This is a genomic window from Ructibacterium gallinarum, from assembly GCF_014982785.1.
Lineage (GTDB): Bacteria > Bacillota > Clostridia > Monoglobales > Monoglobaceae > Ructibacterium > Ructibacterium gallinarum.
Map to the genome: position 1 here is coordinate 1 of NZ_JADCKB010000073.1, position 1225 is coordinate 1225.

At 34.4% G+C, this 1225-nt stretch carries 2 protein-coding genes; one reads left to right on the plus strand and one right to left on the minus strand.

Annotation, left to right across the window (positions count from 1 at the left end):
• Positions 1-162 precede the first annotated feature (162 nt).
• Positions 163-609: an IS1/IS1595 family N-terminal zinc-binding domain-containing protein gene (locus tag INF28_RS13165; protein ID WP_450100405.1), complete on the plus strand. Its 447-nt coding sequence runs from the start codon at positions 163-165 to the stop codon at positions 607-609.
• On the opposite strand, the gene INF28_RS12740 is transcribed toward INF28_RS13165, so the two are convergent.
• Positions 501-944 (minus strand): hypothetical protein, encoded by a 444-nt coding sequence (locus tag INF28_RS12740; RefSeq protein ID WP_226393826.1) that lies wholly within the window; start codon positions 942-944, stop codon positions 501-503. The genes INF28_RS13165 and INF28_RS12740 overlap by 109 nt on opposite strands.
• Positions 945-1225: the final 281 nt, after the last annotated feature.

Below are 1225 nucleotides of genomic sequence, written 5' to 3' on the forward strand. Positions count from 1 at the left end.
GGCGTGCTTTAGCACGTTTATTTTACCCTTGACAAATTTCAGTCGAGCATTTAAAAGCTATTTGGCAAAAATCGGCGGAATTTTGTGAAATCATTATGCTATTTTTTCATTTTAACTTTACAAAACCAATCAGAGAAAGGAGATCAAGATCTCATGGACAAAATGATACCACACAGTTGTCCTCGGTGCAACTCTCATTCACATTATAAATTTGGCAAAAATAATTTCGGTAATCAAAAGTATCAATGCCAAATTTGTAACCATCAATTGCTTCGTCTTATCAAAAATCCGATAGCCATCATAAATATCATTTTTGCTCTGCTTGCGGTAAAAGTTCATTTCTTCATCATGACTACAATGATTATACAAATTATCATTATGCTGACAAGAAATGCAAGCACTTTTACTTTACACTATCTTTTCTTCGAAATCCCTTCGCCGCAGCACTACAGCGCAAATAAAAGGCAAAAAAAGTTCTCCAGGGTTATCTGTCATGCTCTCTACCATAATTCATACCGGGTAAAAGCCAAAAAATTACCTCCTCTAAACACAGTACAAACACTCAAGAAAAAAGCAAGTAAAAGTTCTATGCTCATCCGTTCGCATTGAACTTCATAAATGGATACCTCCATCTCTACTTTAGGTTTTTTTATAATAGTTCCAATGATAGTATCATTTTCATCACGAACAGTTAGGGATCGCTTTTTGTATTCTAATTTGATAACCCTATTTTGATAAAACAATTCATGTGCATTGCTTCTTGCTTTTGTAGTACCAACTAAGACATCCTCTTCATAAAACATATAGCGCGTGAATTCAAAAATATTCAGTACCGGCAAGACATTGATCAATTTACTTAATTGGTTTTTTTGAATCAAACTGTACGTTCTTTCTTGAAAAGAAAATTCAGCTTTATAACATAAAAAGCCAAAAGTATACCTCATAGAGCCCAATGCTGTACCATCTAAGGAAAATTAATACCGACCAGATTCTGGAATCTGCTTAATCTCCATCTATACTCCTCCATTCCAGATGGCTTCATTCGTATATACTCGTTTGCTTCTTCCATGTCAAAATACAAAACATCCTATCTTCGATTGAACAGGTCCAGTAAAAACGGACAATAGAAAAAATCGTCCTCCTATGGTATAATAAAAACTATCAAAGGGGGGCATTGTTATGCCAAGAAAATACATAAAAATAAGGCAACACGAAGAAGAATTGC

What these genes read in the sequence shown, in the direction of transcription:
- INF28_RS13165 (WP_450100405.1), top strand. Translation starts at nt 163, where the DNA reads ATGATACCACACAGTTGTCCTCGGTGCAACTCTCATTCACATTATAAA.
- INF28_RS12740 (WP_226393826.1), bottom strand. Translation starts at nt 944, where the DNA reads ATGAGGTATACTTTTGGCTTTTTATGTTATAAAGCTGAATTTTCTTTT.